Source organism: Methanoculleus formosensis, assembly GCF_025384765.1.
GTDB lineage: Archaea > Halobacteriota > Methanomicrobia > Methanomicrobiales > Methanoculleaceae > Methanoculleus > Methanoculleus formosensis.
Genome location: NZ_VHLL01000005.1, coordinates 34,800 through 48,803, shown reverse-complemented (window position 1 = coordinate 48,803; position 14,004 = coordinate 34,800). Strand labels below are relative to the sequence as shown.

Annotated in this window: 10 protein-coding genes; 6 read left to right on the top strand and 4 right to left on the bottom strand. The window is 62.5% G+C overall.

Going from position 1 to position 14,004, the window contains the following annotated elements:
• Positions 1-302: 302 nt before the first annotated feature.
• A complete protein-coding gene (locus tag FKB36_RS09425) occupies positions 303-995 on the top strand; it encodes a hypothetical protein (RefSeq protein WP_261597808.1) in 693 nt (230 codons plus the stop codon).
• A gap of 104 nt (positions 996-1,099) precedes the next feature.
• Here FKB36_RS09425 and FKB36_RS09420 read toward each other — a convergent pair whose 3' ends face one another.
• Positions 1,100-1,876: a winged helix-turn-helix transcriptional regulator gene (locus tag FKB36_RS09420; protein ID WP_261597807.1), complete on the bottom strand. Its 777-nt coding sequence runs from the start codon at positions 1,874-1,876 to the stop codon at positions 1,100-1,102.
• An 83-nt stretch (positions 1,877-1,959) separates the two neighbouring features.
• On the bottom strand, positions 1,960-2,394 hold the full coding sequence (locus FKB36_RS09415) for a peptidase domain-containing protein (protein WP_261597806.1): 435 nt from the start codon (positions 2,392-2,394) through the stop codon (positions 1,960-1,962).
• A 683-nt stretch (positions 2,395-3,077) separates the two neighbouring features.
• Here FKB36_RS09415 and FKB36_RS09410 point away from each other — a divergent pair.
• A complete protein-coding gene (locus FKB36_RS09410; protein WP_261597805.1) occupies positions 3,078-3,203 on the top strand; it encodes a hypothetical protein in 126 nt (41 codons plus the stop codon).
• A 6-nt stretch (positions 3,204-3,209) separates the two neighbouring features.
• Here FKB36_RS09410 and FKB36_RS09405 read toward each other — a convergent pair whose 3' ends face one another.
• Both FKB36_RS09405 and FKB36_RS09400 read right to left on the bottom strand, forming a co-directional pair.
• On the bottom strand, positions 3,210-5,510 hold the full coding sequence (locus FKB36_RS09405; RefSeq protein WP_261597804.1) for an Orn/Lys/Arg family decarboxylase: 2,301 nt from the start codon (positions 5,508-5,510) through the stop codon (positions 3,210-3,212).
• Between the two features lie 337 nt (positions 5,511-5,847).
• Complete coding sequence (locus FKB36_RS09400; RefSeq protein WP_261597803.1) at positions 5,848-6,696, bottom strand: GNAT family N-acetyltransferase; 849 nt, start codon at positions 6,694-6,696, stop codon at positions 5,848-5,850.
• A 394-nt stretch (positions 6,697-7,090) separates the two neighbouring features.
• On the opposite strand from FKB36_RS09400, the gene FKB36_RS09395 reads away from it, so the two are divergent.
• Genes FKB36_RS09395 through FKB36_RS09380 form a run of 4 tightly spaced genes read left to right on the top strand, consistent with a single transcriptional unit; the run spans position 7,091 to position 13,992 of the window.
• The gene (locus FKB36_RS09395) at positions 7,091-8,536 is read left to right on the top strand and encodes an alpha-amylase (RefSeq protein WP_390895708.1); all 1,446 of its coding nucleotides are present in this window, start codon (positions 7,091-7,093) and stop codon (positions 8,534-8,536) included.
• On the top strand, positions 8,518-9,690 hold the full coding sequence (locus FKB36_RS09390) for a glycosyltransferase family 4 protein (RefSeq protein ID WP_261597801.1): 1,173 nt from the start codon (positions 8,518-8,520) through the stop codon (positions 9,688-9,690). The genes FKB36_RS09395 and FKB36_RS09390 overlap by 19 nt, the downstream gene beginning before the upstream one ends.
• A gap of 4 nt (positions 9,691-9,694) precedes the next feature.
• Entirely contained in the window at positions 9,695-11,620 is a 1,926-nt protein-coding gene (glgB, locus tag FKB36_RS09385; protein WP_261597799.1) for a 1,4-alpha-glucan branching protein GlgB, read from the top strand.
• A gap of 2 nt (positions 11,621-11,622) precedes the next feature.
• Positions 11,623-13,992, top strand: a complete 2,370-nt coding sequence (locus FKB36_RS09380) for a DUF3536 domain-containing protein (protein WP_261597798.1) — start codon at positions 11,623-11,625, stop codon at positions 13,990-13,992.
• The last annotated feature ends 12 nt before the right edge of the window (positions 13,993-14,004 follow it).

Here is a 14,004-nt window from a genome sequence, read left to right as displayed (position 1 = left end):
TTAGAAATTCTGTCAGATTCATTTACACGTTCGCAGATATTTGCCGAAAGTGAACGGAGAGAATCCTCCCCGGAAGACGAGGGCACAGGAGAGAACCCATTCTCACGGCGGTATATGCCGTACAGGACGCAGCAGCCTCTGACCGCCGCACTTGCGCGCGCCCTGCACCCGAAGTACCGGGTTCTGTCGATGGACAGGCAGGCCTGCCGTCCGATTGCACAAACCATATCAGCCATGAGCGATAGTACTTTCAACCCGTACAAAAACCCGTCGAAACCAGAACGCTCCTATCCGGAGATCCCATGAAAAAGAGCCAGATTGTCATCTGGAGCATTCTCATCGCTCTCGTCTTCGTGCACTATTTCTACATGCCCGAGCAGCCCGAGGTCACCAGGGGAGAGATGGATATCTCTTTCGACTCCCGGGAGTGTCGACCCGACCTGGTTGACCTCTGGAATACGCTTGTACAGGGGCAGGCGTTTTCGAACGAGTCGGCCGTGCTCATCCAGCTGAACCAGTATATCGACAAAGGCGGAACAGTGCAGTACACCGAACTCCACTGGATCGGCTACGTAGACGGGGAGGAGCACGCGTACGAGATATATGTCCACCAGAGCGGCAACGTATATTATAACGACCAGATATTTGACTTCCCCATGCAGGGGGTACATCCCCTCGCCATATTACGCGAGGTCGACAGGATCGAGTTTGACGATCTCACTCACGGAGAATACAATATAACGCTCACGACGTTCAAACGCGACGGTCCAATGACCTACAACAGAACCAACGGCGACCTGTACGCCCTCGAGGACGGATCACTCCGTCCCCTGAAGGAGGCCATGTTCTCTTCCGAAACCTCCTGGTATATAATCGAGATCTTCCCGGAGATCGAGCAGTCGGGCGGGATTACGACCGCAGAGAGCATATCGGATCACATCATCCTCTTCCCCGAGCAGGAGATCGCCCGGGCCGACTCCGTTGTCCATGCATGACGTGCAGGCGGTACCCGGAGACTCTGAACGCATCCTCGATAAACCACGGGATGATCCGGGAAAAAGGGCAAACGGTGTAGTTATGGGGAGCTGTCGAACGACAATCAGATACCGGTACCGGACACACGCCCCCCGGCGATCGCCGGCTTCCCCGATCCGTGGGCTTGTACACACTCTTTCGCATCGGCGCAGATGTAGTAGTGTACGAACCGTTCTTTCTTCTCGTCTCTGACAATACCGTCCCGAAGCAGCGGTTTCATGTGCCAGGTAACGTTCGCGCCCGACATTATGAGCCGGGACGCGATCTCTTTTCTCGTGCATCCCGGGTGTTGCAAAACGATATTGAGTATCCGACTCTTCGACTGCTCGTTGAGATATCCCGCCACCTTTCGTTCCAGACCGGGACAGGCGCCCGTGTCGGCGTAATATCTCATGCCTCTGCAGTTCGGCTCGGGGACGACCATTCCCATCCTGCATAAGATCCCTACGTGGTAGCGGAGGGTTCCGATATTCATCCCGAGCAACCGGGAGAGAGAGTTTGTATTGATTCCCGGATTATCGCGTATGCATAGGTACACTGCATTCCGGGTTTCGTTCTCAAGGACGTTATTGCGCAGGACTCTCTTATGGCCGAAATGCAGCCATGCGAACAGCGAGAATACAAGTTGCATCGGGACAAAGAGCACCGGAACGAATATGGATACGAGCCCGAGAACAACAATATCCAGGGGGATATTCCAGACGTACACCGGCATCAGATCGTCTAACGGCACCTTCTCCGGATATGCGTCCTGAACGGCAGTAGCACATGCGGCAGATGGCAGCAGTGCGAGGCAGAAGATGACCAGAGCGATTCCGGTAATCCGCATCCCCGCGACCATGGCTTTACATGAAACCGGTATCAATAAAATGATTTGGTTTGGTAGGAGTTCGGCTTTGTTAAAGGTATGTGAGCGGTAATCATTTAAGCATAAGCATTGCAATTCAGAACATACGGAATGGTTTCTGTCACACTCTCGCCATACACGTCAAGTCTCCAGGTACCTGATGCAGGGCTGCTTATATCTACGCGGATCTGCCCCTCCGGACGTCCGCCATAATCGTCATGGTACGAACCATACAGGCTTCCATCCGGTCTGTAGATCTCCAATCTCAGGGAGTGGTCCGGGGTAAACCAGTTTAAGTAGACATTCAGTAAGAGTATACCAGCCGGTACGGCTTGCAGATGAATATCAGTCTCTCCCTGCGTGATCGTAAAATACTCACGGGTTCCATACTCGTCCGGCTGCGAGAGAAGTCCTGCGACTCCGTCATTTTCGTTTCCGATACCTGCAGCTGAAACCATCGGCACGATGAAGGCGACGACGGCCAGAAGTCCTATAATGCGGCTGATCTTCATCAGAATCTACCGATGAGACATCGGTAGATTTCCGTATAAAAATTCTGTCCAATTTCTTTACACGTTTTATATACGCAAGCAGTACGTCGATCTCGGCGCGTGAGAGAACACCCGAGTGTCTCTGGAATAACACGCAGGATCAAGAGCATTTCGCCGGGAATCGTCCACACCACACCTTTCTGAAGGACAAGTGCAGTACGGGAAAGGTATTGCACGGAATATTAAACCCCACCTCAAGAGGTTTTTCCGAAAAATAACCGTTGAAGCCCAGTACTTCGCTAAAACGGTTGAGGTAATCTTCAAGAGGTCAACCCATCGATCTCTCTTCGCGTTCTTCGCGACTTCGCGTGAGTTAATAGGCGAAGATAGCAAGATGCTCTCTCGCGTTGAGCGCGAAGCCGCGAAGTCCGGTGCCTGGGTGCTGCCGAACCCGTTGTAGGTCGTTATGCGAGGTTGCAGGGGTCGATTGCAGACGCTGAAATTAGCGAAGTACTGAAGCAAGGGAGTACTCACAACGGAACTGAGGCTCTTTTTCCAACAAAATCCGGACGTGTAACTGATTTGCTTATGGTAGCATCCCGCTCGGCATCTATATCGTCTATCTGATCCGCCGCCAACTTGCCGGGAAGTGGGCCGACGCATGCGAAGAATGGTTCGATCTCGTCGATTCGGTCTTCTACGGCGTGACGCTCCTTGCGGCCCTGAACGTCCGACTCTTCGCGTCGAACGGGGCGTTCGCCTTCTCCAACCCCGCCCTCTGTGCCAGGAGCACTTTCGCCTCGCTCGCCCGGGGCAGCGTGCGGGATTGACCGGCGTCACTCCGCAACACAGTAGACGTAGTAGACCCTCTGCCCGTCCTCCGTCACGACGTCCACCCCGTGCACCTCGCTCTCGAACCCGGGGAAGAGGGTGTCGAAGTCCTGCAGGAAGACGAGGTAATCGACGATCGCCCGCGTGGCCGGGGTGCACCGCTCCCCCGGCATGATGACCGGGATGCCGGGCGGGTAGGGAACGACCATCACTGCGACCGTCCTTCCTTCGAGTTCGCTCGCGGGCACCGGCGTCACCTCGCCCCGCACCAGGCGGCGGTAGGCCTCCGCCGGCGTCATCGCCGCCTCAGGCAGCGTCGCGTAGACGTTCCTGAGCGTCCCGGCGATCGACTCGCCCCGGAGGTAGTCGTGCATCTCCCGGCAGAGGTCGGTGAGGCCCCGCCCGGCGTACCGGGCAGGGTAGCGGCGCACCAGGTCGGGGAAGACCTCCTCGAGCGGGCTGTTCCCGTCGTAGAGCGCCTTGAACCGGAAGAGCTCCGCAAGCAGCGTTCCCGACTTGCCCTTCGTGATCCCGAGCGTGAAGAGGACCAGGAACGAGTAGTACCCGGTCTTCTCGACGACGATCCCGCTCTTCCGGAGATATCTCGTGACGATGCCCGCCGGTATCCCCCACTCCTCCATCTTCCCGCCCGGCCCGATTCCGGGAGTGAGGATCGTCACCTTGACGGGATCGAGCATGGCATACCCCTCCTCGATGCCGTCGAAACCGTGCCAGGCATCGTGCGGGTTCAAAAGCCAGCAGCCGGCGTGGTTCCTGAGGAGCATATCATCCGCCTCAGGAAGCGGTCTCTCCGTCTCCTCGTCCATGATACAGTCGGGCTGCCAGACGGTGAACCACCAGTAGTCCTCCCCGGGGGAGGAGCCAGCCCGGATCTCTTCGGCCACCGTCACCATCTTCTTTCTAAAGACGATCGCCTCCTCGAGGGTCTCCTCGACGAGGAACCTCCCCGAGTGCCCGGCCATCATCCTGGCGGCGACGTCGAGCGACGCAATGATGGTGTACTGGGGGGAGGTCGAGGTGAGCATCATGAACGCCTCGTTGAACCGCGGGTGGTCGACAGGGGCCCGGCCCTGCCTGACGTGGAGCATCGAGCCCTGTGAGAACGCGGCGAGAACCTTGTGGGTCGACTGGGTCGCAAAGACCGTCGGGCCGACCCCGTCCGTCTTATGCATCCCGAACCGCCCGGCGTAGAGGGGGTGGAACCGGGCGTAGCCCGACCATGCCTCGTCGAAGTGGATGTAGGGGACGGTCTCCTGCAGCTGCTCCTCGATCCTCTCCGCGCTGTAGCAGATCCCGTCGTAGGTGGAGTTCGTGACCACGGCCATCCTGACCGCCTGCGACGTGGGATCGTCGATGAGGGGGCAGTTCCGGATCTTCTCTGCGATGACCTCGGGATGGAACTCGCTGCTCCGGACGGGCCCGATGATCCCGTAGTCGTTCCGGGCGGGGATGAGGTAGACGGGGATGGCGCCGGTCATGACGATCGCATGCATCACCGACGCATGGCAGTTCCTGTCCACAAGGACAACGTCGCCGCTGGTGACGGTTCCAAGCCAGACGATCTTGTTCGCGGCCGACGTCCCGCCGGTGACGAAGTAGGTCCGGTCGGCCCCGAAGACCTCCGCGGCCTTCCGCTCCGACTCCCCGACGACGCCGGAGTGTTCCAGGAGCGAACCGAGTTCCTGCACCGAGGCCGAGAGGTCCGCCCGCAGAGCGTTCTCCCCGAAGAAGTTGTAGAAGATCCGGCCCGGGGCGCTTTTGAGGAACGCAACACCGCCCATGTGCCCCGGCGTGTGCCAGGAGTAGCGGTGTTCGTCGACGTAATCCATCAGCCCCCGGAAGAACGGCGGGAGGACGTCGGCGAGGTAGTTCGTTGCCGCCCGCTTGATGTGGCCGGCGATGAAGCCGGGGGTATCCTCGAGTTTCCAGATGTAACCGTCGATCCGGGAGATGACGGAGAGGGGTATGGCGGAGATCGCCAGTTTCTCGGTGTTCAGGAATATCGGGATCTTCGGGTTCCTCTCCCTGATGAGGGTGATGACGTCTCGCGCGGTGAGCGTGCCGTTCGCGGTCTCGGCCGAGAGTTCCCAGTCGATGACGATGCAGCTCGCGTGGGGGTGCGAGAGAAATGCGTGAACCCCGTCGCGGGCGGTCAGCGCCTCGATGACGGGAAGATCGTCTTCTTTGAGTTCCTTCACGATCTCCCGCGACGCCCGGCCTTCTGCGGTATCCGAGTGCAGTTCATCGTCGATGAAGAGAACGGGAAACTCCTCCAGGTAGTCCATGCAGCCACACTTCCTGAAGAGTAATCGGGAGGGGTCGGTTTAGAATCTTTTGGCCCGGGCGGGGGGAGGGAGGGGTATCTTGCTATGGGAGGGGTGAGAGGATGGAAGGCGGTGCTCCGTGAGGGGAGGGGCCCTACTCCCGTCCCCATCTCCATGGCGATATCTACCACGGCTCACTGTATGGGGAGATCTCGAAGAAGACCCATGCGCGGCTTTCGTGTAGGTGTCGCCACGCACTGCCCCCGCCCTTTGGGTGGGGGCTACAGGACAGTCTTATAGGGTAGAGACAGGAGAGGGGGCTGCCCCTGTCTCTCGCGGGCGGGGTTTTGAGAACCCCTCACCCGAGTTCGAAGGACGTCACGCCGAAGATCCCGGAGATCGGGAGATCGGGGATCGCCTTCGTATAGATCCGCCCCGTCTCGAAGACGGGGGACATCCCGTGCCGGCGGGCGAGTTCCACGGCGGCGGCGTTCGGTTCCGGGGTGTCCAGGTAGACCGGCTCGCCTACCGCTTGTGCGGAGAGCGCGAGGAAGATCTCCTCCGCGATCTGTGGCGTCTCCGCAAAGAGCGGCCCGATCTTATAGCCGCTCCGGCACCTCCGGATGACCCCGTATCCCCTGATATCGCCGTTGTCTGCGAGAACGGCGCGTCCCGCCGTCCCCTCCTGCCGGATCCAGGATGCCAGGAACGCGGGGCGCGGCGCCGGGAAGTGCCGGGCATCGTACGCGGCAAGTTGCTCGAACCCCACCTCATCGAGGTCGACCGGGCCGTCGGGCTCGCTGCCGCCGCCGGTTCCCTCGAACCTGATGTTACGGTAGGCAAGCCTGAACCCGGACCGCGTGCGGTACTTCTCCTGCATCGCGACGACTCCGTCGCCTCCGACGTTCCGGTCACCGGCATGAGCCATGCCCGCGGCAAACAACCGGCTCCCGTAACCCCGGTTCCGGTATTCGGGCTTCAGGATATACAGCCCGGCGAAGGCGAACGTCTCGCTGTAGTTGACGACCGAGACCGAACCTATCGGCTCGCCGTCGAGTTCCGCGAGGAAGAACCCCCCGGGATCAGCGGCGTAGAAGGCCTCCGCATCATGAACCCCCGGGTTCCACCCCTCCTGCTCCGCCCAGTTGACGGTGGTCTCGACCTCCCGGCGGTCCATCGTCCGCACCAGAAATCCGTCGTTCTCCACGTGAACCCTCGATAAGCGGTATGCAGCCCTCCTATTTGAGGATATCCGGATACCTTCGGCCGGGGTTCAGGGCTCAGTACTTTGCCGGCTTCGGCAACTGCAATCGAGCAATGCAACCTCGTCTAATGACTTCGAGCGGGATCAGCAGCACCCGGGCATTGGAGTTCGCGCTCTTTACGTGAGGTTCTCCTGGGTATCACACTGAAAATTCACGCGAGGGGATGTCGACGGATCGGCTTCCAGAAGGTGGTCTCAACCAATTTAGCGAAGTACTGGAGCTGATGGGAGATGAAACCCGCTTTTCTCAAAGGGATCATGGCGCTCAGAGAGGCCGAAGTTCAAAGAATATTCCGGGTTAACGACCTTTAAATACGGAAACAACAACCTACTCCCTATGAGAGGCAAGGGCGCAAATCCACCGGCGGTCTGCCTGGGGTTCGACATTCACTATCCCTGCTACCTCAATCCCGGATTTCATCCGGATATGGTAAAGGGAAAGAGAAAACCGAAGGATAGTTACTTTAATCCAGCTCTGAAGGAAGATCTGGGACGGGTCATCGACCGGTCCTTTTGGCCGGCAACGGAGATTCTCGTCGATCTCCTCGATAACGGGCTCAAATGTGCCTTCAGCATCTCAGGGGTGATGGTGGAGCACCTCGATGAGTGGTACCCGGATGCGCTCGAGCTCATATCCCGTGCGACAACCCACCCGAACGCCGAAGTCCTTGCAGAGACCTACTACCACAGCGTCGCCGGGCAGTTCGACGACCTCGCGGAGTTCGTGGACGAACTCCTCATGCACCGCGACCTGATGAGGGAGCAGTTCTCGGCCACCCCCACCACGTTCGTCCACACCGATTACCCCATCACCCCTGCTACCGCAGAGGCGCTCGCCGGTGCCGGGATCGAGGCGGCCATCATCGAGGGGGGCGGGTTTTCCATCGCCGGGAGAGAGACAAACCACACCTACGCCTACCACGGCCTCCCGGTCCTCGTCACCCACTGCGACCTTGCCGACGACATCGCCGTGCGGTTTCCCCGGAGGGAATGGGACCGGTGGCCGCTGATGGCCGACCGGTATGCTGAATGGCTTGCCGCCTCCCCCGGCGACTGCATCACGCTCTTCCTCGACTATCGCATCTTCGGGGACGTCATCGATCCTGCGACCGGTATCCTCGAGTTCCTGCGGGCACTCCCGTCCGCCCTCGCCGCTGAGGGGATAACGACCGTCCACCCGTCGGAGGCCGCCCGCCTCACCCCGCACGCTGAGATCGGGAAGACCGCCGCGCCGCCCGGCCCGCAGAGGACCATCCTGCAGCAGTCCGCCCTGGAGGCACTCGAACAGGCCGGTGGTCTGGTGGCGGACCCGGAGATCTGGCGTTGCCTCCTTGATACGGACCACTTCCGCAGGATGGCCATGCGCTCGGTCTCGTGCGGAAGACCGCTCCATGCCGTCAGCCACCAGGCGACCTACGACCACTTCGCCTCGTTCATGCGGATCCTCTCGCACGCCGAGGAGCGGTCTGCAACCATCGCCCGGTCACCCAGGGCCGCTCTCTCGCTCCGGTGCGTCCCCCCGGAGAAGGCGTTCTCCTTCTCGTCCTCTGATCGACCGGCCGGCTACGCCGCCCACAGTCTCCAGGAACTCGCAAATATGCTCGAGTTTGCCCCGGACGACGTCATTCGGTACCACGCCGAGCGGGAGGACTTCTCCCGGTGGGTCGAAGAGGTCATCGGCGACAAAGAACTGGCCGGGAAGATCCGGGGCGTTTCGGGCCGCATCCGGCTCCAGTCGACGATCCAGAAGAGGATAGGGAAACTATGGAAACGCTTAAGCTAGCCTTCTTCTGTTGGGAGTCGCTCCATTCCACCTTCAAGGTGGGCGGGCTTGCCCCGGCGACGACCCATCTCGCCGAACGCCTCGCTCAGAAGGGGCACGAGGTCCACTTCTTCACGCGGGGAGAGGGGGACGACGCGACGATCAATAACGTCCACTACCACTACTGCCTTCCCTACGGCGACAACATCGTCGAGTACTGCAGGACGATGAGCAACATGCTCGTGGATGCCTTCCGCGCTCACGACACGCCGCCGTTCGACATCCTCCACTTCCACGACTGGCATGTCGTGGAAGCGCTGCACACCCTCCGCGACCGGAGCACTGTCCTCTCATACCACTCAACCGAGTATGGGCGGCATGGGGGGAACTTCGGCGGATGGTGGGAGTTTAAGGAGATATCGGGCAAGGAGTGGTACGGGGGCTACATCGCAAAAACGGTCACGACCGTCTCCAGCTCGACAAAGACCGAGGTGATGTGGCTCTACAACGTCCCGGGGTGGAAGGTCACCGTCATCCCGAACGGGATCGATCCCGATGCCTACTACGCCCGGGTCGACCCGGGCGAGGTGAAGAAACACTACGGCATTCACCCGCTTGCGCCCGTCGTTCTCTTCGTCGGGCGTCTCACCTACCAGAAAGGGCCCGATCTCCTGATGCAGGCCATACCCGAGATCCTTGCCAAACACTGGGACGTGCAGTTCCTCTTCGCCGGAACCGGAGATATGCGCGGCTACCTGGAGGGGATGGCGCACGGTCTTCCCGTGCAGTTCCTCGGCTACATCTCCGATGAGGAGCACGTCCGGCTCCTGAACGCCTGCGACCTCGTCGCCATCCCGAGCAGAAACGAGCCGTTCGGGCTCGTCCTCACGGAGGCCTGGAGCGCGGAGCGCTGTGTCGTCGCGACCGATGTCGGGGGACTTGCCGAGAACATCGATAACTTCAGGAACGGGATCAAGGTGCCCGTCCGGCCGGACTCGATCGCCTGGGGGGTCTGCCACCTCATCGACGACCCGGCCTACATGCAGAGACTCGGAAAAGCCGGGCGCAGGAAAGTGATGGAGAGGTTCAGGTGGAGCGTCGTCAGCGAACGGATGCTCGGCGTCTACCGGGAGGTCCTCCGGAAGGGCCGCGATGAGGATAACCGGGCCGGGTGAGAGCGTGCAGCAGACGTTGCCCGATATCGCGAAGACCGGGAGCCTCGTCACCGGCTACGACGTCTACCTCTTCCGGCAGGGGAACCACTCCCGCCTCTACGAGAAACTCGGGGCGCACCCTGCCGTCGCCGGCGGCACAGAGGGGACCTTCTTTTCAGTCTGGGCGCCGAACGCCGACGAAGTCTCGGTCATCGGGGACTTTAACGGGTGGAGAGCGGGAGAAGACCCGCTCACGGTGCGGGGCGACGACTCCGGCATCTGGGAGGGGTTCGTCCTGGATATCGGTCACGGGACACTCTATAAGTACCACATCCGGAGCAGGTACAACGATTACTGCGTGGAGAAGGGCGATCCGTTTGCCCGCTTCTGGGAGGTCCCGCCGAAGACTGCGTCCGTCGTCTGGGACATCTCCTACGCCTGGCGCGATCGGGCGTGGATGCGCTGTCGGGAGGAGGTGAACACCCCGGACGCTCCGATATCCGTCTACGAGGTTCATCTCGGTTCGTGGCGGATGCCGGGGGAGCGGCGGTGCAATAGTTACCAGAACCTCGCAACCGAACTCGCCGATCATCTGCTCGATACGGGGTTCACCCACGTCGAGTTCCTCCCGGTCATGGAGCACCCGTTCTATCCCTCCTGGGGCTACCAGACGCTCGGCTACTTCGCCCCCACGAGCAGGTACGGCACCCCGCAGGAGTTCATGCACCTCGTCGAACATCTTCACCTGCGCGGGATCGGGGTGATCCTCGACTGGGTGCCGTCCCACTTCCCCTCCGACGGTTACGGTCTCTCCTACTTCGACGGCACGTATCTCTACGAGCACGCCCTCCCCGGCCTGCGTTACCATCCGGAATGGAAGAGTTGCGTCTTCAATCTCGCGAGAAACGAGGTCAGGTCGTTCCTCATCAGCAGTGCTGTCTTCTGGCTCGAACGCTACCACGCGGACGGCCTCCGGGTGGACGCGGTCTCTTCGATGCTCTACCTCGACTACGCCCGGAGCGCCGGAGAATGGACGCCGAACGTCTACGGTGGGCGGGAGAACCTGGAATCGATAGCGTTCCTCCGGAAGATGAACGATACCGTCCACGCAAACTTCCCCGACGCCCTCGTCATCGCCGAGGAGGCGACCGCCTGGCCAGGGGTGACCGCCCCGACCGCGACCGGGGGGCTCGGGTTCGATCTGAAGTGGAACATGGGCTGGATGCACGATACCCTGGACTACTTCGCGCTCGACCCGGCCTTCCGGAGATACCGGCCCGATCTCCTGACGTTCAGCATATGGTACGCGTTCTCCGAGCGCTACATCCTCCCTCTCTCCCACGACGAGGTCGTCCACGAGAAGAGCGCGCTCATCGGGAAGATGCCCGGCGACGAATGGCGTAAACGGGCGAACCTCCGACTCCTCTTCGGGTATATGTTCACGCACCCTGGAAAGAAACTCCTCTTCATGGGCGGGGAGTTCGGGCAGTGGTCGGAGTGGAGCCACGAGACGGGGCTTGAGTGGCACCTCCTGGAGTACGCCCCGCACCAGGGGATCCTCCGGTGGGTCACCGACTTAAACCGCCTCTACCGGCGGGAGCCTGCCCTCCACGAGCGGGACGCCGATCCGGCGGGGTTCGAGTGGGTCGACTTCTCGGACGTCGAGAAGAGCGTCGTCAGTTACCTGCGGCGAGGGCGGTCGGCCGACGACGTCGTCCTGGTCGCCTGCAACTTCACCCCGGTTCCGCGCTACAACTACCGGGTCGGCGTCCCGTTCGGCGGGTTCTGGAAGGAGGTGCTCAACAGCGATGCGACCGAGTACGGCGGGAGCGGCGTCGGGAACCTCGGTGGGGTGGAGGCGGAGCAGGTGCCGGCACACGGCCGGCCGTGGTCGCTCCCGCTCACCCTGCCCCCGCTCGCGGCGGTCGTCTTCACCCCCGAGGGGGCGTGACGATGGATCGCGCTGTCTGCATCCACGGCCACTTCTACCAACCGCCGCGGGAGAACCCCTGGCTCGGCGAGGTTGAGGTGCAGCGGTCGGCCTCTCCCTACCATGACTGGAACGAGCGAGTGACGGCAGAGTGCTACGCCCCGAACACCGCCGCACGCATCCTCGACGGCGAGGGGCTGATCGAGGAGCTCCTGAACAACTATGCACGGATCAGTTTCACGGCCGCACCGACGCTTTTATCCTGGCTCGAGCGGCACCGCCCGGAGGTCTACGGCGCGATCCTCGACGGCGACCGGGAGAGCCGGGAGCGCTACGGAGGCCATGGTTCTGCAATCGCCTGCTGCTACAACCACACCATCATGCCCATCTCGACCCGGCGGGACAAACGGACCCAGGTCGCCTGGGGAGTCCGCGACTTTGTTTCGAGGTTCGGGAGGATGCCCGAGGGGATGTGGCTCCCGGAGACGGCGGTCGATACCGAATCCCTGGAGGCGCTGGCGGCGGCGGGGATCCGGTTCACCATCCTCGCACCCCACCAGGCCGCAGGCGTGCGGGCGATCGGGGAAGAAGGCTGGACGGACGTCTCCGGCGGGGGGGTCGAGACGAGGATGCCCTACCTCTGCCGGCTCCCTTCCGGGCGGTCGATCGCGGTCTTCTTCTACGACGGGACGATCGCCCGCGACGTCGCGTTCGGCGACCTGCTCTCCGACGGGCAGCGGTTCGCCGGGCGGTTGCTGGGCGCGTTCTCCCGGGAGAGAGACCGGCCGGAACTCGTGCATATCGCAACCGATGCCGAGACCTACGGCCACCACCGGAAGTTCGGGGAGATGGCGCTCGCCCGCTGCCTCGAAGCCATCGAGGCGCACCGCGGCGTTAGCCTCACGGTCTACGGTGAGTACCTCGACGCCCACCCGCCCACGCACGAGGCGCTCGTCCGCCTGGAGACGTCGTGGAGCTGCGCTCACGGCATCGAGCGGTGGCGGGGGGAGTGCGGGTGCCATACCGGGAGAGAGCCAGGGTGGTCGCAGGCGTGGCGGCGCCCGCTCCGGGAGGCGATCGAGATGGTCAGGGACGCTCTCGCTCCCCGGTTGGATGAGGCGCTTGCTGCTCTCGTCCGCGACCCGGCGGATGCCTGCGACGACGCCGTCGAACTCCTCCTCGGCCGGTGGTCGGATGAGTCCGTGACGGCGTTCTTCTCCCGGCACGCGCCCGGTGGCATCGATGCCGGAGGACGGCGGCGGGTGCTTGCCCTGCTTGAGCTGGAGCGGCAGGCGATGCTGATGCAGACGAGCTGCGGCTGGTTCTTCGACGACATCACCGAGCCGGGGAGCGTCCAGGTGGTGCGGCACGCGAAGCGGGCTATGGATCTCGCCCGGCAGGCCCTCGACCTCGATCTTGAGGCGACGCTCATTGAGATCCTTCGCCGCGCTCCAGTGAACGATCCGCGCTACGCGACCGGAGCGGAGGTCTATGACGCCCTGGTCCGGCCGGCAGCGGTCGATCTCTCCCGGATAGCGGCCGGTGCGGCGCTCTACGCGCTCTTCGGTCTCGAGCACCCCGCGGCCGCGTCGGGGATGTACGCCGTTGATGGAGACTGGCTGTACCGCTTGAACGCCAAAGAGCGCCGCATCCTCGGGACCGTCCGGGTGCGGTCGCGGGCGACGGGGGAGGAGGGGCTCTTCGATACGGCCGTGTGCTTCTCCGGGATCGACCGGGTCGTCATCGGCGTGCGCGAGGACGGCGGCGGGGAGGCGCTCCAGGCGGCGTGGGAGAACCCCGATCCGGCCGGGGCGATACCCCGGACCTTCTCCCGGGTCTACACCGCGCGAGACCTCTCTGAGGAGGAGCGGTGGAGGATCGCCCGCGAGATCGCGCCCGGTATCAGAGAGGCCGTCTGTGCGGTCTATCGCGACTCGGCGGCGACGATCGAAGCGCTCGACGACCTCGGAATCCCCGCACCGGGAGCCGCCGCCCGCCTTCTGGCGCACGTCCGCGTCGAACGACTGCTCACGATGATCGAGGAGGGGTGCCCTGATCTGGAGCGATCGCTCGCGCTCGCGGAGGAGATGCGGCGAGAGGTCATCGAGGCCGATCTTGCATCCCTCGGGGCGGCGGCGAGCAGGCGGATCACGCTCGCGCTCCGGGCAGCGGCTGCCCGGCCGGACGACCCCGCCCCGCTTGACGAGGTCTCCCGCATCTTTGGGTGCGCAAAGATATTTCCGCTGCCGCTCACCCTTGAGGAGAGCCGGAAGCTCTGCGTCGGGATGCGCGGGCACTACACGGTGGTGCGGGAGCGCCGTGACGGGGGTGCAGGACGATGGACAGAGGCCTTCAGGAGGGCGGCGGCATGCCTCGGCGTGTGGGTGAAGTGAGAGGGAGGCAGG

What these genes read in the sequence shown, in the direction of transcription:
- FKB36_RS09415 (WP_261597806.1), bottom strand. Translation starts at nt 2,394, where the DNA reads ATGAAGATCAGCCGCATTATAGGACTTCTGGCCGTCGTCGCCTTCATC.
- FKB36_RS09380 (WP_261597798.1), top strand. Translation starts at nt 11,623, where the DNA reads ATGGATCGCGCTGTCTGCATCCACGGCCACTTCTACCAACCGCCGCGG.
- FKB36_RS09405 (WP_261597804.1), bottom strand. Translation starts at nt 5,510, where the DNA reads ATGGACTACCTGGAGGAGTTTCCCGTTCTCTTCATCGACGATGAACTG.
- FKB36_RS09425 (WP_261597808.1), top strand. Translation starts at nt 303, where the DNA reads ATGAAAAAGAGCCAGATTGTCATCTGGAGCATTCTCATCGCTCTCGTC.
- FKB36_RS09390 (WP_261597801.1), top strand. Translation starts at nt 8,518, where the DNA reads ATGGAAACGCTTAAGCTAGCCTTCTTCTGTTGGGAGTCGCTCCATTCC.
- FKB36_RS09420 (WP_261597807.1), bottom strand. Translation starts at nt 1,876, where the DNA reads ATGGTCGCGGGGATGCGGATTACCGGAATCGCTCTGGTCATCTTCTGC.
- FKB36_RS09395 (WP_390895708.1), top strand. Translation starts at nt 7,091, where the DNA reads ATGAGAGGCAAGGGCGCAAATCCACCGGCGGTCTGCCTGGGGTTCGAC.